The organism is Streptomyces sp. Inha503, assembly GCF_047215865.1.
GTDB lineage: Bacteria > Actinomycetota > Actinomycetes > Streptomycetales > Streptomycetaceae > Streptomyces > Streptomyces lycopersici.
The window spans coordinates 8,766,592-8,790,943 of record NZ_CP178360.1 but is presented as its reverse complement, the minus strand read 5'-3'; the positions used below and the strand labels follow the sequence as shown (position 1 = coordinate 8,790,943).

Sequence of the window (24,352 nt, the reverse complement as noted above, 5' to 3'; positions counted from 1 at the left end):
AGGGACCACCACAGCAAGGGGACGATGTGATGCGCACGACCGTCGGCATCATCGGCGGCGGGCCCGCCGGGCTGCTGCTCGCCCGGCTGCTGCACCGCGCCGGGATCGACTGCGTGGTGCTGGAGAGCCGGGACCGGGCGTATGTCGAGCGGCGCCAGCGGGCCGGGATCCTGGAGCAGGGCACCGTGGATGTGCTGCGGGAGTGCGGCGCCGGCGGGCGGCTGGACCGCGAGGGTCTGCCGCACCAGGGCATCGAGCTGCGCTTCGAGGGCCGCGGCCACCGCGTGGACTTCCCCTCCGCCACCGGCGGCAAGTCGGTGATGGTCTACGCCCAGACCGAGATCGTCAAGGATCTGATCGCGCTCCAGCTGGATGAGCCGGGCGGTCCCCCGCTGCTGTTCGGGGCCGAGGCGCTGGCCATCGAGAAGCCGGACTCCGCAGCGCCCGTCATCCGCTTCCGCCACGAGGGCCGCGAACAGGCCCTGAGCTGCGACTACGTGGCGGGCTGCGACGGCTTCCACGGCATCGCCCGGCGCGCGATCCCGGCCGACCGGGTGCGCGCCTTCGAGCACGCCTACCCCTACTCCTGGCTCGGAGTGCTGGCCGATGTGGCGCCGTCCTGCGAGGAGCTGATCTACGCCCGCCATCGGCGCGGCTTCGCCCTGCACAGCATGCGCTCGCCCCATGTGTCCCGGCTCTACCTCCAAGTGCCCAACCGCACCGACCCCGGCGACTGGTCCCATGAGCGGATCTGGGACGAGCTGTCGGCCCGCTTCGCGCTCGACGGGGACTGGACACTGGAGCGCGGCCCGATCACCGCCACCTCCGTCACCCCGATGCGCAGCTTCGTCCAGGAGCCGATGCGCCACGGCCGGCTCTTCCTGGCGGGCGACGCGGCGCACATTGTGCCGCCCACCGGCGCCAAGGGGCTCAATCTGGCGGTCACCGATGTGATCACGATGGCCCGGGCGCTGATCCACCACCAGGAGACCGGCTCGTCCGAGCTGCTGGACGGCTACTCGCGGACCTGTCTGCGCCGGGTGTGGCAGGCCGAGCGGTTCTCGTACTTCATGACGGACACGCTCCACCGCCGCCCGGACGAGACCCCGTTCGAGGACCGGGAGCGGATCGCGCGGCTGGAGCGGATCGCCTCCTCCCCCACCGCCTCCGCCGAGCTCGCCGAGAACTACGTCGGCCTCCCGCTGTCATGACCGCCTCCGGCCCCCTCACCCCCATCAGCCCACCGGGCACCCGCGCCCCCGACGGCCGGGACGGCGGCCGCTCGGTCGCGGGCCGGATGCTGGCGGTCCTCGACGCGTTCGACGCCTCGCACCGCTCGCTGTCCCTCACCGCCCTCGCCCGGCGCGCCGGGCTGCCGCTGGCCACCGCGCACCGGCTGGTCGCCTCGCTCACCCGCTGGGGCGCCCTGGAGCGCGACGCCACCGGCGCGTACCACATCGGGCTGCGGCTGTGGGAGGTGGCGACGCTCTCCCCGCGCGGGGTCGGGGTGCGCGAGGCGGCCCTGCCGTTCATGGAGGACCTGTACGAGGCCACCCACGAGAACGTCCAGCTCGCCGTGCGGGACGGCCTGGAGGTGGTCTACGTCGAGCTGATCTCGGGTCACTCGGCGGTCCAGGTGCGCACCCGGGTCGGCAGCCGCTGGCCGCTGCACGCCACCGGCGTCGGTCTCGTGCTGCTCGCGTACGGGCCGCCACGGCTGTACGAGCGGGTATGCGCCCGCCCGCTGCGCCGCTACACCGAGATGACGATCCAGGACCCGCACCGGCTGCGGGCCGCCCTGGCCGAGGTGCGGCGCACCGGGATCGCGGTCAGCGACCGGCAGATCACCATGGACGGGCTGTCCATCGCCGCCCCGGTGCGCGGGCCGGGCGGGGAGGTGGTGGCCTCGCTTTCGGTGGTGGTCCCGGCCGCGGAGGGGCGGGCCCCGGGGCTGATCCCGGCCGTACGGGTCGCCGCGCACGGCATCTCCCGTACCCTCGCCGCCGCCCTGGGGCAAGACCCCGTCGCGGAGGCTTCCGGTCGGTGAAAGACCCGCGAACGCGCCTTGCCGCGCCCGGTATCCGGCCACATTCTGTGTGGCACCAACCGAGCCGCCGAGCCGACACGCCCAGGCCCGAGAGGGGACATGGAGACATGCCCGAAGTGACCGCAGAGCCCACCGCGCAGGGCCGGGAGGCGCCCCGCGGCGGCTGGCAGCCGTATCACACCCTGTGGGCCATGCTGCTGGGCGGCTGGCTCTTCAGTTACGCCGACCGCACCATCACCGGCCCCGTCGTCACCTGGCTGATCGAACACGACCACGGCATGCTGGGCTCCGCCAGCCATCCGCATGCGCTCGGCGGTCTGATCGGCAGCCTCTTCTTCGCGGGCTACATGCTCACCCAGTTCCCCGGCGGCTATCTCGGCGACCGCTTCGGGCACCGCACCATGCTCGCGGTCTCGCTGCTGTGGGCGGGGGTCGCGACGCTGGCCAGCGGCCTGATGAGCGGCCTGATCGCCTTCGTGGTGCTGCGGGTGCTGACCGGGCTCGGCGAGGGCGTCTTCTACTCCAACGACCGCTCGCTGATCGCCCAGCGCACCCCGCCCGCGAAGGCCGGTCTCGGCATGGGCGTCGCCATCACCGGGCTGTCCATCGGGCTGACGATCGCGACCATCAGCGCGCCGTACCTGATCGACTGGGGCGGGGAGGTGTTCGGCGAGGAGGACGCCTGGCGGATGCCGTTCCTGGTGCTGGGCGCCGCGACGCTCGCGTTCGGCTGGGCCACGGCGGTCTATATGCGCCGCATCGGCGGCCCGCTCAAGGCCACCGGCTCCACGCTGCGGCTGCTGGGGATCTCGGCGGTGCTGTGCGCCGCGGTCATGGCGGTCTATCTGATCGCCGACGGGGCGGGGATGCCGAGCTGGGGCGTGGCCATCCTCGAGTGCGTACTGGCGTTCGTGCTCATCGGGGCGATCTTCGCCCGGCGGAGCGGCCGGCTGGGCGCGGTCTCGCGGAACCGCAATGTGCTGCTGCTCAGCTTCGCCTTCATCGCGGTCATGTGGAATCTGTGGTTCTTCAGCTTCTGGTCGGTGTCGATCGTCGCGGACGCCGCCCACAGCTCGTTCCAGAACGCCGCGCTGGTGGCCACCTTCAACGCGGGCGCGGGCATCCTCGGCTTCCCGGCCGGGGGCATGCTCTCGGACCGGGCGAAGGCCCGGGGGTGGGGACGGCGGCCGCTGCTGATCGCGTTCACCGTGGTCCAGGGGGTGCTGGTGCTGGTGTTCGCCGCGTATCTGCAAACCCACGAGAAGCCCTCCCTCTGGGTGATGTCCATCCTGCTCTTCGTCTCCAGCCTGTTCTTCAACGCGCTCCAGCCGATGGCGCACGCGCTGCTGAACGACGTGGTGGACGCGGCCGAACGCGGCGCGGCCTTCGGGCTGTTCAACCTGGTCGGGGAGATCGGCGCGGTGGTCAGCCCGGCGCTCAGCGGCACCCTCTTCGACCACTACGGCAGCTGGACGAACGCGGTCTACATCGACGGCGCGCTGATGCTCGTCAGCGCCGTGCTCTACGTGCTGATCCGGGAGCGGACCGCGCACGCTTAACTTGGTGCCCCATAGCCGGACATCCAGTGGCGGAGGGGCATACATGACGGCGGCACGACGCATGGTGGTCATCGGAGGCGACGCGGCGGGCATGTCCGCCGCGTCGCGGGCGCGCAGACTCAGGAGCCGGGGCGAGCTGGAGATCCTCGCCTTCGAGCGCGGCCAGTTCACCTCGTACTCGGCCTGCGGCATCCCGTACTGGGTCGGCGGGCTGGTGAACGGCCCCGACGAGCTGGTCGCCCGGACGCCCGAGACCCACCGGGGCCGCGGGATCGACGTACGGACCCACACCGAGGTCGTCGAGATCGACCTCGCCGGACAGCGGGTCCTGGCGCGGGACCTCGATCCGCGCGGCGAGGGCGAGCAGTGGTACGGCTTCGACGACCTGGTCATCGCGACCGGCGCCCGGCCGCGCCGCCCCGGGATGCCCGGGATCGACGCCCCCGGTGTCCACGGGGTGCAGACCCTGGACGACGGGCGGGCGCTGCTGGAGTCCCTGGAGGCCACCCCGGTCGAGCGGGCGGTGGTGATCGGCGCCGGGTACATCGGGGTGGAGATGGCCGAGGCGCTCATGCAGCGCGGCTCCCAGGTGACCGTCCTGGAACGCGGTGAGCAGCCGATGTCCACGCTCGACCCCGACATGGGGCGGCTGGTGCGCGACGCGATGTCCGGGCTCGGCATCGACACCGTGACCGGCGCGGAGGTCGCCGAGGTGGTCACGGGCGAGGACGGCCGGGTGCGGGCGGTGGCCACCAAGATGAGCGAATACCCCGCCGATCTGGTGGTCCTGGGCCTCGGGGTGGCCCCGGAGACCGGACTCGCCCAGGAGGCGGGGCTTCCGGTGGGCGAGTACGGCGGGCTGCTGACCGATCAGGCCATGCGGGTGCGCGGTTACGACAACATCTGGGCGGGCGGCGACTGCGTCGAAGTGCTCGACCTGATCTCCGGCCGCACCCGGCACATTCCGCTGGGCACCCACGCCAACAAGCACGGGCAGGTCATCGGCTCCAATGTGGGCGGCGACTACGCGACCTTCCCCGGCGTCGTCGGCACGGCCGTCAGCAAGGTCTGCGATCTGGAGATCGCCCGCACCGGGCTGCTGGAGGCCGAAGCGGCCGCCGTGGGGCTCCAGTTCGAGTCGGTCACGATCGAGGCGACCAGCCGCGCCGGGTACTACCCGGAGACCCGGCCGATGACGGTGAAGATGCTCGCCGAGCGACGCACGGGACGGCTGCTCGGCACGCAGATCGTCGGCCGCGAGGGCGCGGGCAAGCGGGTGGACGTCGCGGCGGTGGCGCTGACCGCCGGAATGACGGTGGAGCAGATGACGGCACTGGACCTGGGCTACGCCCCGCCGTTCTCACCGGTGTGGGACCCGGTACTGGTAGCGGCACGCAAGGCGGCGGCGACGGTAAGGGCAGCGGAACGCCGCTGAGCCCGCCGTGCGCTCTTCCGGGGTGTCCGGCGGATCGTGACGCCTGCGGCGGCCACGCGGCGGAGCCGCATATCGAGGCTTCCCCTACCCGCCCCTTCCCACAACCGGGGCTCCGCCCCGGACCCCGCTCCTCAAACGCCGGAGGGGCTGAAATCAGCCCGTCCGGCGCTTGAGGACACGCCCGAAGGGCGTCCGGGGTCCAGGGGGGCGGAGCCCCATGGTTCGGGAAGGGGCGGGTAGGGGAAAGCCCGCCGCAGGCGGCAAGCCGCGGAACCGATCAGCGCGCGCCGTCAATGACCCGCAGCGCCTGCCCGACCCGCTCGCCCACATGCCGGGGACAGCCCCACACCTCGGCGCCAAAGGACGGCTCGGGCGCGCCGTACTCCCCCGGCGCGTACAGATGGTTGAGATGGGCACCGTAAGGGTCCTCGTGGAAGCCGAAGTGACGGCGGCCCGCCAGCTCGGCCAGCACCTCCCAGGGGTGCGCGTCCCCATGCGGGCAGGCCCCGACCGCCAGGTCGGCCCGCACCGCGCCGAGGATCGCCCGCAGATCCCGGTGGACGGCCTCCGGCGGGGCCTCCCCGCCCGAGGTCACCGACCAGCAGGCCACCAGCAGCAGCACCAGCCGCTCACGCGGATCCGCCGGGCCGGACGCGAACCGCCGCGCGGCCCACAGCCCGGCGTCCTCCGCGGCCTGCCCGTCCCGGCAGCGGAACCGCACGGCGTGGGTGAGCCGTTCGATGTCGAGCCGTCCGTCGGGGCGCAGCAGCGCCTCGTCCAGATGGGCGGTGTCCCGGAGGCCGAAGAGCCGCTCACGGCCGGTGCGCAGATGGTCCAGCGCCTCGCGGGCGATCGCGGCGAGGAACGCGGGGCACAGCCATGCCTCCAGCGGCGCCGTCTCCAGCTCCTCGCGGTGCCAGTGGCGGTAGACGCCCCGGCCGCCGGGGCTGAGCAGATGGATGCCCACGGTGGCCTGCTCCGCGGTGTCCCGGCCGACCTCGGGGTGCTCGCCCTCACCGTGCGCGCAGGAGGAGCCGCCGAGGCCGGGCAGCACCGCCTCCAGGGCGTCCACCATGGTGTCCAGGACCCGCCGGTCGCGGATCCGGCCGCTGGCCGCGTACCAGCAGGCGGCGTGCAGGACGACCACGAGCCCGGCGCGGTGGTAGCCCAGGGGGTTGGCGACCAGGTTCCTGGCGTAGGCGGACAGTTCCTGGGCGGGGTCCACCGCCGCGCTCGGGTAGTCCCAGACGATCGAGCGCAGATCCTCGGCGCGGCGCGCGTCGCGGACCGGGAGCCGGGGCGGGATGCCGCCAACGCTGCCGGGGGCGATGATGTCGATGGCGACCCGCGCGTACCCGGCGATGTCGCGCGGGCACAGCCACTGCTCCTTGGTGGCGTCGTCCTCCCAGTCGGGGTCCTGGTCCTCGGCCAACCCGTTGGTGAGCAGCGGCAGATCGTCCACGAAGTGGTCGATCCGGTCGTCCAGATCGCTCTCGTACGGATGCGTCCGGTGGGCGCAGGGGGCCTCGCGCAGCCGCCGGTCCGTGGCGTGGAGCGCCTCCAGGGCCACCGCCGCGACGTCCTTACGGGAGAACCGGCCGATGTGCGCGGCCATCATGACCAGCCCGAGCGTCCAGGCGTACGCCTCCGCGCCCGCGGGGTCGGCCGCCAGCCGCCTGGCACAGTCCAGGACGACCCGGTCCGCGTCCCCGCCGTCGGTCTCGTGGAGGATGCCGTCCCAGTCGTCGACGAAGTGGACACACTCCGGCTCCGGCGACTCCTGCGGGGCTGACAGCGCGGTGGCGGGCATGTCGGTCATGCCCCTCACGACGCCACGGGAGGCACGCGGGTTCCCGCTTGGTTCAGACCTTCACAGAAGGTGCGCGTGATGCGCTCTGGGCGTGCACATACTCGACGAGCCGGGTGAGCGCGTCCGGATCGGTGCTGGGCAGCACGCCGTGGCCGAGGTTGAAGATATGTCCCTCCAGCCCCCGGGCCGCCTCCAGCACCTCGTCCGCCTTGGCCTCGACGGCCGTACGCGGGGCGAAGAGCACCGCGGGGTCGAGATTGCCCTGGAGCGCCTTGCCGGGGCCGACCCGCCGGGCGGCCTCGTCCAGCGGCACCCGCCAGTCGACGCCTACGACGTCCGCGCCCGCCTCGCCGAGCAGCCCGAGCAACTCACCGGTGCCCACGCCGTAGTGGATGCGCGGCACGCCATATCCGGCGACGGCGGCGAAGACCTTCGAGGACGCGGGCAGCACGCTGCGGCGGTAGTCGGCGGGGGCCAGGGCGCCCGCCCAGGAGTCGAAGAGCTGGACGGCCGACGCGCCCGCCTCGATCTGGACCTTGAGGAAGGCGGTGGTGATGTCGGCGAGCCGGTCCAGCAGCGCGGCCCAGAGCGCCGGGTCGCCGTACATGAGCGCCTTGGTGTGCTCGTGGTTGCGCGAGGGGCCGCCCTCGATCAGATAGCTGGCGAGCGTGAAGGGGGCGCCCGCGAAGCCGACGAGCGGGGTCGCGCCGAGCTCGCCGACGAGCGTCCCGATGGCCTCGGTGACGTACTTCACATCGTCCGGATCGAGCGGACGCAGCCGCTCCAGATCGGCGCGGGTGCGGATCGGCCGCTCGACGACCGGCCCGACACCGGGCTTGATGTCGAGGTCGATGCCGATGGCCTTGAGCGGTACGACGATGTCGCTGAAGTAGACGGCCGCGTCCACCCGGTGGCGGCGCACCGGCTGGAGCGTGATCTCGGCGGCCAGGTCGGGCCGCATACAGGAGTCGAGCATCGCGATGCCCTCGCGCAGCTTGCGGTACTCCGGAAGCGAGCGCCCCGCCTGCCGCATGAACCACACGGGTGTATGGGGCACCGGCTCCCGGCGGCAGGCCCGCAGAAAGGCCGAATCGGCTGCGGCACTGGCCGCGGCACGGCCGGTCTGCTGCTGGCCCGGGGGCCGCTCGTTGGTGCTCATGCCCCAGATTTTCGCACGGGCCGAACGAGTGACCCGCCAACCCGGGTGTTCCTCCCCGGTTAGGGCCCTCGATGCGCCTAGTCTTCCGGGCATGGCAGCGGTTCAAGGACACCTCTCGAACGGTGCTGACGGCCCTGACGGCACGGACGCGGGCGGTGAGGACACCCCTCCCGCCTTCCGGCATGCCGTCACCGCGCTGCGCGGTGTGCGGGTGCGGCCCGAGGTGGAGCTCGATCCGACCCCACCCCCGCGTCGGCTCGCACCCTACTCGTACGCGCTGGAGGCGGTGGTCACCGGCGCGGCGGGCGATGACGAGGAGTTGGCCGAGGGGCGGCTGATCCTGCTGCACGACCCGGCCGGGCACGAGGCCTGGCGCGGCACCTTCCGCCTGGTCACGCTGGTCCACGCGGACCTGGAGCCGGAGATCGCGGCGGATCCGCTGCTGCCCGAGGTGTGCTGGTCCTGGCTCACCGGCGCGCTGGAGGCACGCGGGCTGCCGTACGGGGAGCCCAGCGGCACGGTCACCCGGGCGAGCTCGCACTACTTCGGCGCGATGGGCGAGCGGGAGCCGTCCACCCGGATCGAGATCCGCGCCTCCTGGACCCCGTCCGACCACCCGCCCCCTGAACCGGCCCGCCCCGGCCCACGCCGCCCGGAGCCGGCGGGAGAGGGCGGCGCCGAACGGCTGGGCGTGCCGGACACCGCGGGACACCTGGCTGCGTGGTGCGACCTCCTGTGCCAGATCGCGGGCCTGCCTCCGACCGGCACCGCGGAGGCGGGGGTCGTCTCGCTGCCGCAGCGGAGGGGCCCTCAGGCGCGCTGAGCTTCGGGACGTTCGGGTTGCCCGGAAAAAGACGCCGCGCGTTCGGATGTCCTGAAAAAGATCGATCGCGATCGATCAGTCGTCCTAATTGCCCGAATTGTTACTCACCAAATCGTGATCATTCTCTAAAGCCCGGCCGTATCGGTGCCGAAGGACGTGGTGACCCGTCCCACCACTTCCCCAGGAGGACCTGGTGTCTGTTCTCCTCGAGCAACCGTCCAGCCTGGTCGCCTACCGCCCGAACAAGCCGACGGCCATGGTGGTCGTTGCCGACCCCCGCGTTCGCTCCACCGTCACCCGCCACCTCTGGGCCCTCGGGGTGCGCGACGTCATCGAGGCGTCGTCCATCGCGGAGGCCCGTCCCCGCATCGGGAATCCACGCGACATCTGCGTGGCCGATGTCCACCTCCCCGACGGCTCCGGCCTCACGCTGCTGTCCGAGACCCGCGCCGCGGGCTGGCCCAACGGGCTGGCCCTGTCCGCCGCCGATGACATCGGCGCCGTACGGAACGCACTGGCCGGCGGCGTCAAGGGCTATGTCGTCACCGGCACCCGCACCAACCTCGGCATCCCGGGCCGCCCCGGCGCCGCCCCGCTCGGCGCCGCCGCCCGGATGCACCGCCGCCCGCCGGGCGCCCCCGGCCACCCGGGCGGCTACCGGGAGCTGTCGGGCCGCGAGGTCGAGGTGCTGAGGCTGGTTGCGGAGGGCCAGTCCAACAAGGCCATCGGCGTCTCGATGGGCCTGTCCGCGCTCACCGTCAAGAGTCACCTCGCCCGGATCGCCCGCAAGCTGGGCACCGGAGACCGGGCGGGAATGGTCGCGGTCGCACTGCGGACCGGAATCATCCACTGACCCGTACCGCCCGCCCGGCCGCCACGCCGCCGCCCACCACCCCCCGCGCCCGTCGACGGAACGTTCCGTCGACGGGCGCCCTGCGTACTCCCCGCACACAGCTACCCTTGACAGGTGACCGACGCCCAAGAGACCGCAGCAGAGACGACACTGCGAACCACCGGGGGCGCTCCTCCGGACGACCTCCCCCCGGCGCCGGTCCCCTTGCTGGAGCCGCGCGAGGGCATCCCGCCCGTCACCGCAGACGCGGACACGCTGGCCGAGGTCATCGCGACCTTCGCCGCGGGCCACGGCCCGGTGGCCGTCGACGCCGAGCGCGCCTCCGGCTACCGCTACGGACAGCGGGCCTATCTGGTCCAGCTGCGCCGGGCCGGAGCGGGGACCGCACTGATCGACCCCGTCGGCTGCCCCGACCTCTCGGGTCTGGGCGCCGCGATCGCCGACGCCGAATGGGTCCTGCACGCCGCGACCCAGGACCTGCCCTGCCTGCGGGACATAGGCATGGTCCCGGCCCGGATCTTCGACACCGAACTCGCGGGCCGGCTGGCCGGATTCGCCCGGGTGGGGCTCGGCGCCATGGTCGAGAACATCCTCGGATACGCCCTGGAGAAGGGCCACTCCGCCGTGGACTGGTCCACCCGCCCGCTGCCCGAGCCCTGGCTGCACTACGCCGCGCTCGACGTCGAGCTGCTGGTGGACCTGCGCGACGCGCTGGAGGAGGAGCTGGAGCGGCAGGAGAAGCTGGAGTGGGCACACCAGGAGTTCGCGGCCATCGCCGCGGCCCCGCCCGCCCCGCCGCGCAAGGACCCCTGGCGGCGTACGTCGGGGATGCACAAGGTCCGGCGGCGCCGGCAGATGGCCGTGGTGCGCGAGCTGTGGACGGCCCGGGACCGGATCGCCCAGCGCCGCGATGTCTCACCGGGCAAGGTGCTGGGCGACGCGGCCATCGTCGAGGCCGCGCTGGCCCTGCCGGGGGACGTCCGGGCGCTGTCCGCGCTGAACGGTTTCGGCCACCGGATGAACCGGCGCCAGCTGGAACAGTGGCAGGCCGCGGTGGACCGGGCGCGGGCGCTGCCGGAGGCGGACCTCCCCCAGCCGGGCCAGCCGGTGGCCGGGCCGCCCCCGCCGCGGGCGTGGGCCGACAAGGACCCGGCCGCCGCCGCGCGGCTCTCCGCGGCGCGTGCGGCCGTCACCCAGCTGGCCGAACAGCTGAATCTCCCGCAGGAGAACCTGATCGCCCCGGACACCGTCCGGCGGCTGTGCTGGGAGCCGCCCGCCGAGCCGACGACGGATGCGATCGCGTCCGTTCTCGCAGGTCACGGCGCCCGTCCCTGGCAGATCGACCAGGTGACTCCCGTGCTGACGGCCGCCCTATTGACGCCCCCGGCGTGATGTGACGCGCGTGGAACGGCGGCCCCGCCGCCGTTCCACGGCTGTGACCTTCAACCCTCCGGCGGTGGGGACTGGGCAGCTTGGTTACTCATAAGTAGCATGAGGGTGTGACGGCGCGCCCCCGGCGTGCCCGCAGCAGTGCCATCCCGCACCTGGAGGAGAGCCAACGTGCCTCGTACCGCTAGGGACGTCGTCTTCGTCGACGGCGTCCGGACCCCATTCGGCAAGGCGGGCCCGAAGGGCATCTACCACGAGACCCGCGCCGACGACCTGGTCGTCAAGTGCATCCGGGAGCTGCTGCGCCGCAACCCGGATCTGCCGCCGGAGCGCATCGACGAGGTGGCCATCGCCGCGACGACGCAGATCGGCGACCAGGGCCTGACCATTGGCCGCACCGCGGGCATCCTGGCCGGGCTGCCCCAGTCCGTCCCCGGTTACGCCATCGACCGGATGTGTGCCGGTGCGATGACGGCCGTGACCACCACCGCGGGATCCATCTCCTTCGGCGCCTACGACGCCGTGGTCGCGGGCGGGGTCGAGCACATGGGCCGCCACCCCATGGGCGAGGCGGTCGACCCCAACCCGCGCTTCGTCTCGGAGAAGCTGGTCGACGAGTCGGCCCTGTTCATGGGCATGACGGCGGAGAACCTCCACGACCGGCTGCCGCACATCTCCAAGCAGCGCGCCGACGAGTTCGCGGTGCGCAGCCAGGAGAAGGCCGCCAAAGCGTACGCCAACGGCAAGATCCAGCAGGATCTGGTGCCGATCTCGGTGCGCCGCACCTCCCCCGAGGGCGGGGAGCTGGGCTGGGGCCTGGCGACGGCCGACGAGCCGATGCGCCCGGGCACCACGCTGGAGGGCCTGGCCACGCTGAAGACCCCGTTCCGCCCGCACGGCCGGGTCACGGCCGGTAACTCCGCCGGGCTCAACGATGGCGCCACCGCCTCGCTGATCGCCTCCGAGGACTTCGCCCGGGAGCTGGGCCTGCCGGTCAGGATGCGCCTGGTCTCGTTCGCCTTCGCGGGCGTCGAGCCCGAGGTGATGGGCTACGGCCCGGTCCCGGCCACCAAGAAGGCCCTGGCGAAGGCCGGTCTGTCCATCGAGGACATCGGCCTGTTCGAGATCAACGAGGCGTTCGCCGTCCAGGTCCTGTCGTTCCTGGACCACTACGGCATCGCGGACGACGACGAGCGCGTCAATCAGTACGGCGGCGCGATCGCCTTCGGCCATCCGCTGGCCTCCTCCGGTGTCCGCCTGATGACGCAGCTGGCACGGCAGTTCGAGGAGCGCCCCGAGGTCCGCTACGGCATCACGACGATGTGCATCGGCTTCGGCATGGGTGGCACCGTGATCTGGGAGAACCCGCACTTCGAGGGGAACAAGTGACCAACACCGCAGAGCTTCTCAAGGGAGCGGCAGAGCTCTTCCCGGGCGAGGTCGTGACGCAGGCGCACGTCCGCCACCTCGATCTCCCCCAGGACGCGGGCCGCTTCGCGCTCATCACACTGGACAACGGCCTGGACCACACCAAGCCCACCACCTTCGGCCCGGCCTCGCTCGCCAACCTCAACGCGGCGATCGACCAGGTCGAGAAGGAGGCCGCGGACGGCGAGATCACCGGCGTCGGCATCACCGGCAAGCCGTTCATCTTCGCGGTCGGCGCCGACCTCAAGGGCGTGGAGCTGCTGAAGCGCCACGAGGACGCGCTGGCCATCGGCAAGGGCGGCCATGACGTCTTCAAGCGGCTGTCCACGCTCGCCGTGCCCACCTTCGCGTACTACAACGGCGCGGCGATGGGCGGCGGGGTCGAGGTCGGGCTGCACTGCGCCTACCGCACCGTCTCCGCGGCGCTGCCCGCCTTCTCGCTGCCCGAGGTGTTCCTCGGGCTGGTGCCCGGCTGGGGCGGCTGCACCCTGCTGCCGAACCTGATCGGCGCCGACCGCGCGGTCTCCGTCATCATCGAGAACTCGCTCAACCAGAACAAGCAGCTCAAGGGCGAGCAGGTCTACGAGCTCGGGATCGCCGACGCGATCTTCGAGGGCGCGGACTTCCTCGAGCAGTCGCTGATCTGGACCGCCGCCGTCCTCAAGGGCGAGATCGAGGTCGTACGGCCCGAGATCGACCGCGGCGACGCCTGGCACGAGGCCGTGGTGCGCGGCCGCGCCATCGCCGACGGCAAGGTGCACGGGGCGGCCCCGGCCGCCTACCGCGCGCTGGAGATCATCGACGCCGCGCGCAACGGCGACCTCGCCCTGGGCTACGAGGCCGAGGAGAAGGCGCTCGCCGACCTCATCATGGGCAGCGAGCTGCGCAGCGGCATCTACGCCTTCAACCTGGTGCAGAAGCGCGCCAAGCGGCCCGCGGGCGCCCCGGACAAGTCGCTCGCCCGCCCGGTCTCCAAGGTCGGCGTAGTGGGCGCGGGGCTGATGGCCTCGCAGCTCGCGCTGCTGTTCGCGCGCCGCCTGGAGGTGCCGGTCGTGCTGACCGACATCGACCAGGAGCGCGTCGACAAGGGCGTCGGCTACGTCCACGGCGAGATCGACAAGCTGCTGCTCAAGGGCCGGATCAACCAGGACAAGGCCAACCGCCTCAAGGCCGCGGTGACCGGTTCGCTGGACAAGGCCGCCGCCTTCTCCGACGCCGACTTCGTCATCGAGGCCGTCTTCGAGGAAATGGGCGTCAAGCAGCAGGTGTTCGCCGAGGTCGAGGCGGTCGTGCCGGAGCACGCCATCCTCGCCACCAACACCTCCTCGCTGTCGGTCTCCGAGATGGCGTCCCAGCTCAAGCACCCCGAGCGGGTCGTGGGCTTCCACTTCTTCAACCCGGTCGCGATCCTGCCGCTGCTGGAGATCGTCCGCGGTGAGAAGACCGATGACGCGTCGCTGGCCACGGCCTTCGGCGTGGCCAAGAAGCTGAAGAAGACCGCCGTCCTGGTCAAGGACGCCCCGGCGTTCGTGGTCAACCGGATCCTGACCCGCTTCATGGGCGAGATCCAGAACGTGATCGACGAGGGCACCCCGGTGGACGTCGCGGAGCGCGCGGTGGAGCCGCTCGGGCTGCCGATGTCCCCGCTGGTGCTGCTGGAGCTGGTCGGCCCGGCGATCGGTCTGCATGTCTCCGAGACCCTGCACGGCGCGTTCCCGGACCGCTTCACGGTCTCCGAGAACCTCAAGCGCGTGGTCGATGCGGGCAAGCGCGGCTTCTACGTCCACGACTCCGGCAAGCCGGAGCTGGACCCGGAGGTCGCCGCGCTGCTCCAGCAGGGCGACACCGTCCTCACCGAGGAGCAGGTGCGCGCCCGGGTGCTGGACGCGGTCGCGCAGGAGATCGGGCTGATGCTCGAGGAGGGCGTCGTCGCCGAGGCGCAGGACATCGACCTGTGCCTGATCACCGGCGCGGGCTGGCCCTTCCACCTGGGCGGCATCACGCCGTACCTGGACCGCGAGGGCGTCTCGGAGCGGGTGAACGGAAAGACGTTCCTGGCGCAGGGCGTCGCGAGCGTTCCCGCGTAGCGCCGGCGGCGCATGGCGTACCCGAGTGCCGGGCGGGCAAACCCCCGCCCGGCACTCGGGCGTTCCGGGCCCCGCCCCACCGGGGCGCCCCCGCGCCCCGGCGAAGGGTGTACCCGGGGGCTGGGCGGGCGAAGGCCCGTCCGACACATGGGCACTCCGGACCCCACCCCACCGGCACCGCCGCCCCCGCACCCCGGCGAAGGGCACCCCTGCGCCCCGGCGAAGGGTGTACCCGGGTGCCGGGCGGGCGAAGGCGCGTCCGACACATGGGCACTCCGGACCCCACCCCACCGGCACCGCCGCCCCCGCACCCCGGCGAAGGACACCCCTGCGCCCCGGCGAAGGGTGTACCCGCCCGCGCCACCCGCCGCGGCCGGACCACCGCCACCGCCCGGCGGCGAGCACCCGCCACGCGTATCCGAGGCGGGGCGCGCTCCCGGTCGGGTCACGGCCGGTGCGGGGCGCTCCCGGCGGTCGGGTCACGCCCGTCAGGTCACGGCCGAGGCGGGTCGCTCCCGTCGATCGGGTCACGGCCGTCGGTCGGATCACGCCCGGGGTGGGAAACCGACCAGCTCCACCTTCTCCGGGCGCCAGACCGCCGGGGCACCGGACCGCCGGGGCACCGGACCGCCAGACCGCCGGGGCACCGGACCGCCGGGGCACCGGACCGCCGGGGCGCCGGGGCACCGAGGCGCTAGACCGCCGGGGCGCCGAGCCTCCGGACCGCCGGGCCTCGGGGGCACCGGACCGCCAGGGCGCCGGACCGCCGGACCGCCGTACTCGCCAGACCGCTGGGGCGCCGGGCGGCGGGGCGGGTGGGCTCTTGGTGGGGCTGTGGCGTTGCTCAGCGGCTTCCCACGCGGGTCCAGGCCTGGAGTGCCAGGCCGGGCTCGTCGGTCTTCTGACGGGCCACCAGGAGCTTTCCGTCCAGGCCCAGCGCGGCCAGCACCACTCGGCCCTGGGCGTCCAGCGCCAGGGCCGGGGTGTGGGCGCCCTGTTCGCCCGAGGGCGTCCACCACACCCCCGCCGCCTCGTCCTCGCAGGGGTGGGCGGCGACGGCCAGCCCGCCCGCCGCGGGGTCCTGGTGGGCCAGGACGGTGCAGTCGTGACCGTCCACCATGGCGCGCACCGCGGCGACCGGGCCGGTGCCCGTGGCACCGCCAAGCGGCGCGGGGGCCGGGGAGTCCGGCCGCCAGGCCATGACCTCACCGCTGCGGGCGTCACGCCAGTAGTGGGTGAGGGTGCCGGGGCTGCTCTCCACCATGGACGCCGAATCCGGCCGCGCGTCGGCGGGGACGTCCTCGCCCCGCTTGGGGGCGGCGCCGGGCTTGGGCTGGTACCAGCGCAGCGCGGCGCCCTTCCCGGCCGGTGCGAGCAGTTCGAGACGGCCGTCGGCGGTCGCGGCCGCCGACATGCCGCCCAGTACGTGCGCGCCCTTCCAGTCGGTCCAGCGCTCCCACGTGCCCTTGGGGTCCTGCCGCCGCGCGCTCACCCCGCCCCCGGCGTTGCGCACGAAGACGCGGAGGGCGCCGGAGGAGTCCACCGCCGCGGCCGGCGGGCCGGTCCGCTCGGCCTTGCGGGCGTCCTTGGGATGCGGGGTGCCCAGCGAGTGCCACGCCGTCAGCGGGCGGCCGGACTGAAACTGGGTGGCGTGGACGATGTCCACGCGCGCCGGTTCCCCGGCGCCGCCCGGCCGGTGCCGAAGCCCCACCAGATGGGCATAGCCCTCGGGGCTCTGAACGACGGTCAGCCCGGCCAGGCGCCCGGACACCTCGATCAACCACGGCCCCGACCACTCCGCCCCGCCGGGGCGGTCCTCGGTCCAGCGGGCGACACCGCCCGTCACCGGTGCGTAGGCCGTGAGCCTGCCGTCCTTGCCGCGGAGCAACCGCAACGCCATGGCCCGCTGCCAACCCTTCCCCGAGCCCGTCCACCTGATCGAACGATGTCCATAGTAATTTGCCTGGACTATGGATGGGGTTGTGGTCGTGGACGCCGCCAATGTGGTCGGGTCGGTTCCGGATGGCTGGTGGCGTGACCGGCGCGGCGCCGCCGAGCGGCTCCGCGACCGGCTGGCCGCCCTCGCCGGGGCAGGGCTCCCCGGCCGCCCGGGCGTGCCCGGCTGGGCCACCGAACCTCCGGTGGACATCGTGATGGTGGTCGAGGGCGCGGCGCGGGGCGTCGAGCCGGTGGCAGGCGTACGGGTGGAGAGCGCGCCGGGCAGCGGCGACGACCACATCGTGGCCGTGGTGGCGGCCCGTGAGGAGGCCCGCCCCTGCCTGGTGGTGACGGCGGACCAGGGGCTGCGGGCGCGGGTCACGGCCCTGGGCGCGGAGACGACGGGCCCCCGGTCGGTCCGCCCGGACGGCTCGTCCTAGGGCCTGTCAGGGCCCAGGAGGTGTCCTACGGAGCGTGACGCCTCCGCCGCGTGGTCCGCGGGCCCCTACTCCGTACGCGTCCCCGCCTCCGTCACCCGGCTGTGGCGGCGCCCGTAGAGGAAGTAGACGAGGAGGCCGATGACCATCCAGACCCCGAACCGCACCCAGGTCTCGGCGGGCAGATTGAGCATCAGCCACAGCGACGCGGCCACCGACAGGACCGGCAGCACCGGGACCCAGGGTGTGCGGAAGGCGCGGGGCAGATCGGGCCGGGTGCGGCGGAGGATGATGACGCCCAGCGCGACCACGACGAAGGCGAAGAGCGTGCCGATGTTCACCAGGGCCGCCAGCTCGGAGATGGAGGTGAACCCGGCGACCACGGCGATGACCACGCCCAGCACGATCGTCGAGCGGTAGGGCGTCCCGAAGCGCGGATGCACCCGGGAGAAGACCCTGGGCAGCAGCCCGTCGCGGCTCATCGCGAAGAACACCCGGCTCTGGCCGAGCAGCAGGATCATGGACACGGTGGTGAGTCCGACGGCGGCGCCGAAGCTGATGAGGCCCGCGTAGAACGGATGGCCGGTCGCCTTGAAGGCGTCGGCGAGCGGCGCGTCCACCGACAGCTTGGTGTACTTCTGCATGCCGGTGACCACGATGGACACCGCGACGTACAGCACCGTGCAGATGAGCAGCGAGCCCAGGATCCCGCGGGGCATGTCCCGCTGCGGATTCCGGGTCTCCTCCGCCGCGGTCGCCACGATGTCGAAGCCGATGAAGGCGAAGAAGACCACGGCGGCGCCGGTGAAGATGCCCTGGACGCCGAAGGTCGTCGGTTGGTAACCGAACATCAGCTGGATCAGCGGCGCCTTCAGCCCCGAGCCGGAGACCGAGCCCTGGGCCTCGGGGATGAAGGGGTGGTAGTTCTCCGGGTGGATGAAGAAGGCGCCCGCGATGATGACGAGCAGCACCACGGCCACCTTGATCGCGACCACCACGGAGGTGACCCGCGCGGACAGCTTCATGCCGAAGACGAGGATCGCGGTGATCACCAGCACGAGCAGGAAGGCCAGCAGGTCGAAGGAGAAGCCGTGCGCGGCATCGGGCCCGGACAGGGCGTCGGGCAGATGCCATCCGGCGTTGTCCAGCAGCGAGCGGATGTACCCCGACCAGCCCACCGAGACCACGGCACAGGCCAGCGCGAACTCCAGCACCAGGTCCCAGCCGATGATCCAGGCGGGCAGTTCGCCGAGCGAGGCGTACGAGAAGGTGTACGCGGATCCCGCGACCGGAACCGTGGAGGCGAACTCGGCGTAGCACAGCGCGGCCAGGGCGCAGGCGATACCGGCGGCCACGAAGGACAGCGCGGTGGCGGGCCCCGCCTGCTCCTTGGCGACCGAGCCGGTGAGCACGAAGATGCCGGTGCCGATGATGACGCCGACACCGAAGACCGTGAGGTCGAGGACGGACAGGGACCGGGTGAGGGTGTGCTCGGGCTCCTCGGTGTCCTGGATGGACTGCTCGATGCTCTTCGTCCGCAGGTAGCGCGGCCGGACTCTGCCGCCGGTGCCTCCGCCTGGTTCCGATACGTTCACCGGTGCCACCTCCACGCCTGCCGTGCGGTTCATGCTTCTGGTTACCGATCGGCGGCGAGGTATGCACGCTCAGGGCCGTCCCCGATTCACCCGATGGGGGCGGGCGGTGCGACGCACGCTGGGCCGGTCGGAGCAGGAGGCACTCCGACCGGCCCAGGCGGAAAGGGGCGGTGGCTCAGTCGCGGACCGGCTCGGCCGTCGTCGACCGGGTCACATCGGCGCCCTGGGAGCCCGTGTCCGCGGACTCGTGTCCGTAGCGGCCACCGATCCTGGAGACCAGCCCGGTGACCTGCCGGGCGATGTCCGGCGCGGTCAGCCCGATCTCCGCCATGACCTCCTTACGGGAGGCATGGTCGAGGAAGCGCGGCGGGATGCCGAAGTCGCGCACCGGCATGTCGATGCCCGAGTCGCGCAGCGCCTGGGCGACGGCGGAGCCCACACCGCCGACCCGGCTGTTGTCCTCGACGGTGACGACGACGCGGTGGCGCTCGGCGAGGGCGGGCAGCTCCTCGTCGACCGGCTTGACCCAGCGGGGGTCCACCACCGTTGTGGAAATGCCCTGTTTGTCGAGAAGGTCGGCAATTTCCAGGCACATGGGAGCGAGCGCGCCGACCGAGACCAGCAGTACGTCGGGGGCGTCCCCTGCGGACTCGGCGGGCTCCCGCAGTACGTCCATGCCGCCGATCCGGCCGACGGCCGCGACCGCCGGGCCCACCGCGCCCTTGGAGTAGCGCACCACGGTCGGCGCGTCCTCCACCTCCACGGCCTCGCGCAGCTGGGCGCGGACCTGGTCGGCGTCGCGCGGGGCGGCGATCCGCAGGCCGGGGACCACCTGGAGGAGCGACATGTCCCACATGCCGTTGTGCGAGGCCCCGTCGGTGCCGGTGATACCGGCGCGGTCCAGGACGAAGGTGACCCCGCATTTGTGCAGCGCCACATCCATCAGGACCTGGTCGAAGGCGCGGTTGAGGAAGGTGGCGTAGACGGCGAAGACCGGGTGGACGCCGCCGGTGGCCAGGCCCGCCGCCGAGACGGCCGCGTGCTGCTCGGCGATGCCCACGTCGTAGACCCGGTCCGGGAAGCGCTTGGCGAACTCGGTGAGCCCCACCGGGTGCAGCATGGCCGCGGTGATCGCGACGATGTCCTCGCGCTCCTCGCCCAGCTTGACCATCTCCTCGCCGAAGACCGAGGTCCAGTCGGCGCCGGAGGCCGAGATCGGCAGCCCGGTGTCCGGGTGGATCTTGCCGACGGCGTGGAAGCGGTCCGCCTCGTCCTGGAGGGCGGGCTGGTAGCCGCGGCCCTTCTCGGTGAGGCAGTGCACGATGACCGGGCCGCCGAAACGCTTCGCCCGCTGAAGCGCCGACTCCAGCGCCTCGATGTCATGGCCGTCGATCGGGCCGACGTACTTCAGCCCCAGATCCTCGAACATGCCCTGCGGGGTGATGAAGTCCTTCAGCCCCTTCTTGGCCCCGTGCAGCGTCTCGTACAGCGGCCTGCCGACGACCGGGGTGCGCTCCAGCAGGTCCTTGCCGCGGGCCAGGAAGCGCTCATAGCCGTCGGTGGTGCGCAGGGTGGCCAGGTGGTTGGCCAGGCCGCCGATGGTCGGGCCGTAGGAGCGCTCGTTGTCGTTGACGACGATGACCAGCGGGCGGTTCTTGGCGGCGGCGATGTTGTTGAGCGCCTCCCAGGCCATACCGCCGGTCAGCGCCCCGTCGCCGATCACGGCGACCACATGGTCCTGCTTGCCCAGTAGCTCATTGGCCTTGGCGAGGCCCTCGGCCCAGCCGAGGACGGTCGAGGCGTGGCTGTTCTCGATGACGTCGTGCTCGGACTCGGCGCGCGAGGGATAACCGGACAAACCGCCCTTGCTCTTGAGCCTGGTGAAGTCCTGGCGGCCGGTGAGCAGCTTGTGCACATAGGACTGGTGGCCGGTGTCCAGCAACACCTTGTCCCGGGGCGAGTCGAAGACCCGGTGCAGGGCGATGGTCAGCTCCACCACGCCGAGATTGGGGCCGAGATGGCCACCGGTCTTGGAGACGGCGTCGACGAGGAAGGAGCGGATCTCCGCGGCCAGCTGGTCCAGCTCCTCCGGAGTGAGCCGGTCCAGATCGCGCGGTCCCGTGATGCGGGTCAGCAGCACCCGTGCCTCCTTGCTTCGAGCGTCTCCATGGAGCTTGCCGTCCGCCCGAGTCTAATGTTCCGCCCTCCGGCGCAGACCTCCCCCCATGCGATCTCCGTCACGCGTGTTCTTTTCAGACAGCTGCCCGGTGCCTTCCGTGAAGGCACCGGGCAGCCGGGTGAGCGGATGAGGCGTCCGGGGTCAGCCGCGACCCGCGGACCGCTGTGTCCTGCGCGACACCGAGTCGATGACGACGGCGGCCAGCAGCACCCCACCGGTGATCATGTACTGGACGGAGTTCGCGACGCCCAGCAGGTTCATCCCGGACGAGATGGAGCCGATGACCAGCATGCCGAGCAGCGCCGACCAGACCGAGCCCCGGCCGCCGAAGAGGCTGGTGCCGCCGATGACCGCGGCCGCGATGGCCTCCATCAGCAGGTTGCCGGTGCCTGCCTGCTGGCTGGCGGAGCCGATCCGGGAGGCGATCATGATGCCGCCGAACGCGGCCATCAGCCCGGCCAGCGAGTAGACCGAGATCCGGATGGCGACGACGTTGATGCCCGCCCGGCGGGCGGCCTCGACGCTGCCGCCCAGGGCGATCACCTTGCGCCCGTAGGAGGTGCGGCGGACCACGAAGTCCAGGATCACCAGGACCGCCACGAAGATCACCAGGGCGAGGGGCAGACCCTTGTACTCGTTGAGCCGCCAGGCCGCGGCGAAGAGGATCACCGCGAGCACGCCCGTACGGACCAGGATCTCGCTCAGCGGCCGCGAGGGTATGCCGACCGCCTTACGGCGCCTGCTGTCCAGGAACTGGGCGAGGAAGAAGCCCGCCGTCGCCACCGTGGCCACCCCGTACGCGGCGATGAGCTGGCTGAAGTAGTGCGCGGTGAGATCGCGCACGAAGCTGTCGTCGGCGATGCTGATGGTGCCGGTGGTGCCGAGCACCTGGAGCATCAGACCGTTCCAGGCCAGCAGACCGGCCAGGGTCACCACGAAGGCCGGTACGCCGATCTTGGCGAAGAAGAAGCCGTGCACCGCGCCGAGGACCGCGCCGCTGGCGAGCGCCGCGAGCACCGCGATCCCCTCGGGCACCCCGTGGTTGACGTTGAGCACCGCCAGGGTCGCCGCGGCCAGACCGCTGAGCGAGCCGACGGACAGGTCGATCTCCCCGAGCAGCAGCACGAAGACGATCCCGACCGAGATCATGCCGGTGCCGCCGAGCAGGATGGAGAGGTCGGAGAGGTTCTTGGGCGAGAGGAAGGCACTGTCCTTCGCCTGGAAGACCGCCCAGATGATGGCGATGCCGACGATGACCGGGACCGCGCCCAGATCACCGCTGCGCATCTTGCGGCCGAACTCCGTCAGATAGCCCTTGAAGCCCTCCTGACGGACCAGCAGCCGGGGGTCGACGACGGTGACCGCGTCCTTGGCGACGGGGTTGGCGTCGGCCGGGCCGCTCGCCTTGTTGGCGCCGTTCGACGGACCGCCGTTGGTCTTGTCGACGTTCGTGGTCACTTCGCGACCTCCCCGCTACGCGCCTTGCGGCGGGTCACGGCGTTGTCCGTGGCGCCGGTGATGGCGGAAATGATCTCTTCCTGAGAGGTGGTCTTCACGTCGAAGATGCCGTTGTTGCGGCCCAGCCGCAGCACCGCGACCCGGTCCGCGACGGCCTTCACATCGGCCATGTTGTGGCTGATGAGGATGACGGCGAGGCCGCGGTCGCGCAGCCGCTCGACCAGGTCCAGGACCTGCGCGGTCTGCTCGACGCCGAGGGCGGCGGTCGGCTCGTCCAGGATCACCAGCTTGGGCTCGCCGAGCATCGAACGGGCGATGGCGACGGTCTGCCGCTGGCCGCCCGAGAGCGAGGCGATCGGGATCCGCACACTGGGAATGCGGATCGACAGGGTCTGGAGCAACTCACGGGAGCGCCGCTCCATTTCGACCTCGTCGAGCACCCCGGCGCGCAGGATCTCGCGGCCGAGGAAGAGGTTGCCGACGACGTCGATGTTGTCGCAGAGGGCGAGGTCCTGGTAGACGGTCGCGATGCCCAGCTCCTGGGCGTCGTGCGGCCGGGTGACCTGGACGGGCCTGCCCTGCCACTCGACGACGCCCTCGTCGGCGGGGCCGACTCCGGCAATGCTCTTGACGAGGGTCGACTTGCCGGCGCCGTTGTCGCCCACCAGGGCGACGACTTCACCGGCGTGGACCTCCAGATGGATGTCGGTGAGCGCCTGGACGGCGCCGAACCGCTTGGAGATCCCGCGCAACGCCAACACGGGTCCGTTCGGCACGATGGCCATCTCCGTTCCGGGCAGGGTGGTCCCTGCTGTGTGACGGAGGGGAGAGCGCGCTCTCCCCTCGGATGGGGGGTGAGTCAGGGGGGCGGGCCGTCCGCGGGTACGGACGGCCCTGCTCCGTCTGTGGGCCGGAGACCGGCGTTAGTTCAGACCGGCCTCAGCGCACGCCGCCTTGAACTTGGCGGTGCAGATCTGGGCGACCGTGTAGTTCCCGTCCTTGACGACGGTGTCCTTGATGTTCTTCTTGGTCAGCGAGATCGGGGTGATCAGGGTCGCCGGGATGTCCTTGGTGGTCGGGCTGTCGACCGTGTTGGACTCGTTGACCTTCTCGCCGCGGCCGAGCGCGATGGCCATCTCGGCGGCGGCCGCGGCCTCGTCCAGGTAGGACTTGTAGACGCTCATGTACTGCTCGCCGGTGACGACCCGGCGCACACCCTCGAGTTCGGCGTCCTGGCCGGTGACCGGGGGCAGCGGGTTGAAGCCGCCGCTCTTGAGCGCGGTGATCGCGCCGCCGGCCATGCTGTCGTTGGCCGAGTAGACGCCGACGATGTTCTTCTTGCCGAGCGAGGAGATGGCGCCCGTCATGGCCTCGTTGGCCTTGTCCGCGAGCCAGCGATCGATGTCGTACGACTTGCCGACGTCCACCTTGCCCTTGAGCACGGACATCGCGCCCTTCTTGAACATGGCGGCGTTGGGGTCGGCCTCCCAGCCGTTGAGCATGACGATCTTGCCGCTCTTGGCCTTGTCCCCCAGCGCCTCGAGCAGTGCCTTGCCCTGGACCTTGCCGACCGTCTCGTTGTCGAACGAGGTGTACGCGGAGACCGGGCCCTCGGCGAGCCGGTCATAGGCGACGACCGGGATACCGTCCTCGTCGGCCTTCTTGACCGAGCTGGCGATGGACTTGGAGTCCACCGAGTCGAGGATGATCGCGTCGACCTTCTTGGTGATCATCGAGTCGACCTGCTGCTGCTGAACCGAGGGGTCGGACTTGGCGTTGACGTACAGGATCTTGCAGTCCGCACAGAGCGCCTTGAGCTTCTTGGTGATGTATGGCCGGTCGAAGTTCTCGTATCTGGCCGTCTGGTCCTCGGGCAGCAGTAGCCCGATCGTGAGCGGACCGGTCTTCTTCTTCTCGTCCTTCTTGTCGTTGTCGGCTTCCTTCGCCGAGCCACAGGCGGCGAGGGCTACCGTCATCGACATGACAGAAGCGGCAAGAGCGACGCGACGCATCGTTGCGTTCATTTAGGGCTGACCTCCCTGACGAGGCCGCGTCATTGCGGCCGAGGTGGCTGGAAGTCAACTCGGCCGCCCGCATGGCGTCAAGAAGTAAATCCTTAACGAGATGGCAACGGTGCCATTCGTTATCTGAGTGA

Annotated in this window: 18 protein-coding genes; 10 read left to right on the top strand and 8 right to left on the bottom strand. The window is 71.9% G+C overall.

Annotated elements, in window-relative coordinates; all coding sequences use genetic code 11:
* Positions 1-29: 29 nt before the first annotated feature.
* The 4 genes from ACJX2R_RS37335 to ACJX2R_RS37320 all read left to right on the top strand — a co-directional run bounded on the left by ACJX2R_RS37335 (position 30) and on the right by ACJX2R_RS37320 (position 5,041).
* Entirely contained in the window at positions 30-1,211 is a 1,182-nt protein-coding gene (locus tag ACJX2R_RS37335) for a 4-hydroxybenzoate 3-monooxygenase (RefSeq protein WP_413103670.1), read from the top strand.
* Complete coding sequence (locus ACJX2R_RS37330; RefSeq protein ID WP_413103669.1) at positions 1,208-2,047, top strand: IclR family transcriptional regulator; 840 nt, start codon at positions 1,208-1,210, stop codon at positions 2,045-2,047. Before ACJX2R_RS37335 ends, ACJX2R_RS37330 begins: the two co-directional genes overlap by 4 nt.
* Before the next feature lie 107 nt (positions 2,048-2,154).
* Positions 2,155-3,606 (top strand): MFS transporter, encoded by a 1,452-nt coding sequence (locus ACJX2R_RS37325; protein WP_413103668.1) that lies wholly within the window; start codon positions 2,155-2,157, stop codon positions 3,604-3,606.
* Between the two features lie 43 nt (positions 3,607-3,649).
* Positions 3,650-5,041, top strand: a complete 1,392-nt coding sequence (locus tag ACJX2R_RS37320) for an FAD-dependent oxidoreductase (RefSeq protein ID WP_413103667.1) — start codon at positions 3,650-3,652, stop codon at positions 5,039-5,041.
* A gap of 277 nt (positions 5,042-5,318) precedes the next feature.
* On the opposite strand, the gene ACJX2R_RS37315 is transcribed toward ACJX2R_RS37320, so the two are convergent.
* Together ACJX2R_RS37315 and hemE are read right to left on the bottom strand one after the other, a co-directional pair.
* Positions 5,319-6,860, bottom strand: coding sequence for a hypothetical protein (locus tag ACJX2R_RS37315; protein WP_413103666.1), 1,542 nt, complete (start codon positions 6,858-6,860; stop codon positions 5,319-5,321).
* Positions 6,861-6,903: 43 nt separating this feature from the next.
* Complete coding sequence (gene hemE, locus ACJX2R_RS37310) at positions 6,904-8,010, bottom strand: uroporphyrinogen decarboxylase (RefSeq protein ID WP_413103665.1); 1,107 nt, start codon at positions 8,008-8,010, stop codon at positions 6,904-6,906.
* Between the two features lie 91 nt (positions 8,011-8,101).
* Here hemE and ACJX2R_RS37305 point away from each other — a divergent pair, with 91 nt between their 5' ends.
* The 5 genes from ACJX2R_RS37305 (at position 8,102) to ACJX2R_RS37285 (ending at position 14,590) form a co-directional block, all read left to right on the top strand.
* The gene (locus ACJX2R_RS37305; protein ID WP_262699349.1) at positions 8,102-8,833 is read left to right on the top strand and encodes a DUF3000 domain-containing protein; all 732 of its coding nucleotides are present in this window, start codon (positions 8,102-8,104) and stop codon (positions 8,831-8,833) included.
* A gap of 193 nt (positions 8,834-9,026) precedes the next feature.
* A complete protein-coding gene (locus ACJX2R_RS37300) occupies positions 9,027-9,686 on the top strand; it encodes a response regulator transcription factor (protein ID WP_014175686.1) in 660 nt (219 codons plus the stop codon).
* A 114-nt stretch (positions 9,687-9,800) separates the two neighbouring features.
* Positions 9,801-11,078 carry an HRDC domain-containing protein gene (locus tag ACJX2R_RS37295; protein WP_413103664.1) on the top strand — a complete coding sequence of 426 codons (1,278 nt, stop codon included), beginning with the start codon at positions 9,801-9,803 and terminating at the stop codon, positions 11,076-11,078.
* A gap of 168 nt (positions 11,079-11,246) precedes the next feature.
* Positions 11,247-12,464 carry a thiolase family protein gene (locus ACJX2R_RS37290; protein ID WP_262699347.1) on the top strand — a complete coding sequence of 406 codons (1,218 nt, stop codon included), beginning with the start codon at positions 11,247-11,249 and terminating at the stop codon, positions 12,462-12,464.
* Entirely contained in the window at positions 12,461-14,590 is a 2,130-nt protein-coding gene (locus ACJX2R_RS37285) for a 3-hydroxyacyl-CoA dehydrogenase NAD-binding domain-containing protein (RefSeq protein WP_413103663.1), read from the top strand. Before ACJX2R_RS37290 ends, ACJX2R_RS37285 begins: the two co-directional genes overlap by 4 nt.
* A gap of 844 nt (positions 14,591-15,434) precedes the next feature.
* Here the strand turns inward: ACJX2R_RS37285 and ACJX2R_RS37280 are convergent.
* Positions 15,435-16,490, bottom strand: coding sequence for a hypothetical protein (locus ACJX2R_RS37280; protein WP_413103662.1), 1,056 nt, complete (start codon positions 16,488-16,490; stop codon positions 15,435-15,437).
* A gap of 70 nt (positions 16,491-16,560) precedes the next feature.
* Here ACJX2R_RS37280 and ACJX2R_RS37275 point away from each other — a divergent pair, with 70 nt between their 5' ends.
* Positions 16,561-16,968, top strand: coding sequence for an NTP pyrophosphohydrolase (locus ACJX2R_RS37275; RefSeq protein WP_413103661.1), 408 nt, complete (start codon positions 16,561-16,563; stop codon positions 16,966-16,968).
* 65 nt (positions 16,969-17,033) lie between these two features.
* Here ACJX2R_RS37275 and ACJX2R_RS37270 read toward each other — a convergent pair whose 3' ends face one another.
* From ACJX2R_RS37270 to ACJX2R_RS37250, 5 genes are all read right to left on the bottom strand, one after another.
* Positions 17,034-18,560: an amino acid permease gene (locus ACJX2R_RS37270; protein WP_413103660.1), complete on the bottom strand. Its 1,527-nt coding sequence runs from the start codon at positions 18,558-18,560 to the stop codon at positions 17,034-17,036.
* Between the two features lie 175 nt (positions 18,561-18,735).
* Positions 18,736-20,700, bottom strand: a complete 1,965-nt coding sequence (dxs, locus tag ACJX2R_RS37265; protein WP_413103659.1) for a 1-deoxy-D-xylulose-5-phosphate synthase — start codon at positions 20,698-20,700, stop codon at positions 18,736-18,738.
* A gap of 180 nt (positions 20,701-20,880) precedes the next feature.
* Positions 20,881-22,197, bottom strand: coding sequence for a sugar ABC transporter permease (locus ACJX2R_RS37260; RefSeq protein ID WP_413103658.1), 1,317 nt, complete (start codon positions 22,195-22,197; stop codon positions 20,881-20,883).
* On the bottom strand, positions 22,194-22,982 hold the full coding sequence (locus ACJX2R_RS37255; protein ID WP_262699341.1) for an ATP-binding cassette domain-containing protein: 789 nt from the start codon (positions 22,980-22,982) through the stop codon (positions 22,194-22,196). Before ACJX2R_RS37255 ends, ACJX2R_RS37260 begins: the two co-directional genes overlap by 4 nt.
* A gap of 138 nt (positions 22,983-23,120) precedes the next feature.
* Positions 23,121-24,221 (bottom strand): substrate-binding domain-containing protein, encoded by a 1,101-nt coding sequence (locus ACJX2R_RS37250; protein WP_413103657.1) that lies wholly within the window; start codon positions 24,219-24,221, stop codon positions 23,121-23,123.
* Positions 24,222-24,352 lie beyond the last annotated feature (131 nt).

Excerpts from the sequence above, each read along its gene's own strand:
- ACJX2R_RS37335 (WP_413103670.1), top strand. The coding sequence starts at position 30 with ATGCGCACGACCGTCGGCATCATCGGCGGCGGGCCCGCCGGGCTGCTG.
- ACJX2R_RS37330 (WP_413103669.1), top strand. The coding sequence starts at position 1,208 with ATGACCGCCTCCGGCCCCCTCACCCCCATCAGCCCACCGGGCACCCGC.
- ACJX2R_RS37325 (WP_413103668.1), top strand. The coding sequence starts at position 2,155 with ATGCCCGAAGTGACCGCAGAGCCCACCGCGCAGGGCCGGGAGGCGCCC.
- ACJX2R_RS37320 (WP_413103667.1), top strand. The coding sequence starts at position 3,650 with ATGACGGCGGCACGACGCATGGTGGTCATCGGAGGCGACGCGGCGGGC.
- ACJX2R_RS37315 (WP_413103666.1), bottom strand. The coding sequence starts at position 6,860 with ATGACCGACATGCCCGCCACCGCGCTGTCAGCCCCGCAGGAGTCGCCG.
- hemE (WP_413103665.1), bottom strand. The coding sequence starts at position 8,010 with ATGAGCACCAACGAGCGGCCCCCGGGCCAGCAGCAGACCGGCCGTGCC.
- ACJX2R_RS37305 (WP_262699349.1), top strand. The coding sequence starts at position 8,102 with ATGGCAGCGGTTCAAGGACACCTCTCGAACGGTGCTGACGGCCCTGAC.
- ACJX2R_RS37280 (WP_413103662.1), bottom strand. The coding sequence starts at position 16,490 with ATGGCGTTGCGGTTGCTCCGCGGCAAGGACGGCAGGCTCACGGCCTAC.
- ACJX2R_RS37275 (WP_413103661.1), top strand. The coding sequence starts at position 16,561 with ATGGATGGGGTTGTGGTCGTGGACGCCGCCAATGTGGTCGGGTCGGTT.
- ACJX2R_RS37255 (WP_262699341.1), bottom strand. The coding sequence starts at position 22,982 with ATGGCCATCGTGCCGAACGGACCCGTGTTGGCGTTGCGCGGGATCTCC.
- ACJX2R_RS37250 (WP_413103657.1), bottom strand. The coding sequence starts at position 24,221 with ATGAACGCAACGATGCGTCGCGTCGCTCTTGCCGCTTCTGTCATGTCG.